We start from the raw sequence: 623 nt of genomic DNA on the forward strand, positions 1-623 counted from the left end.
ATAGCAGTATGTAATAAGCTGCTAAAGCAAGCATTTGCAATTGCAAAATCAGGAACCTATTACCAGGAAAATTATATGTCGAAATTAGCTTAAAAGTACTAGGATTTTACCTTAGTTCTTTGTTGTTGCGCGTTTTCTTTTCAAAACTCAATTTTATCTCTTTTGCAGTCCCAATTTGGATCGCAACCAGTTATTTCACAACCAGCAATTATTAATTTCCCTTTTTCGGCTTTTCTACCCATTTTATTTGTTGGCATCCCGTAAACAATAGGTATAACCTTGTCTTCTTTTCTACAAACTGGACATTCTTTATTTGAATTATAATATTTGCAAAATGGAGGATAAGTAATATTTAAAGTAGTTGTGGAGTCTTTGAAAATTTCTACTGCTTTAATCTCTTCATCTAGATTGCCTATATATGAAATCTTCATTGAATATTTTCCAATTGGGATATTTTCAATTCTAAAATTACCATTTTGATCTGCTTGTGTACCCTTATGTAATTCATTGATAATTACATAAGCATATCCAAATCCTTTATTTTCAATTGTATCATAAAGTTGTCCTTTAATTGATCCAGTTTGTGAAAAACCAAATTGAAAGCAAATAACAGTAAATAAGAA

At 29.9% G+C, this 623-nt stretch carries 1 protein-coding gene; it reads right to left on the reverse strand.

Annotated elements, in window-relative coordinates; genetic code table 11:
- Positions 1 to 140: 140 nt before the first annotated feature.
- The coding region (locus tag ACNKXS_RS15060) for a carboxypeptidase-like regulatory domain-containing protein (protein WP_417921595.1) at positions 141 to 623 on the reverse strand (483 nt) is incomplete at its 5' end.

The sequence above is a fragment of the Christiangramia marina genome (assembly GCF_048285865.1).
GTDB classification, from domain to species: domain Bacteria; phylum Bacteroidota; class Bacteroidia; order Flavobacteriales; family Flavobacteriaceae; genus Christiangramia; species Christiangramia marina.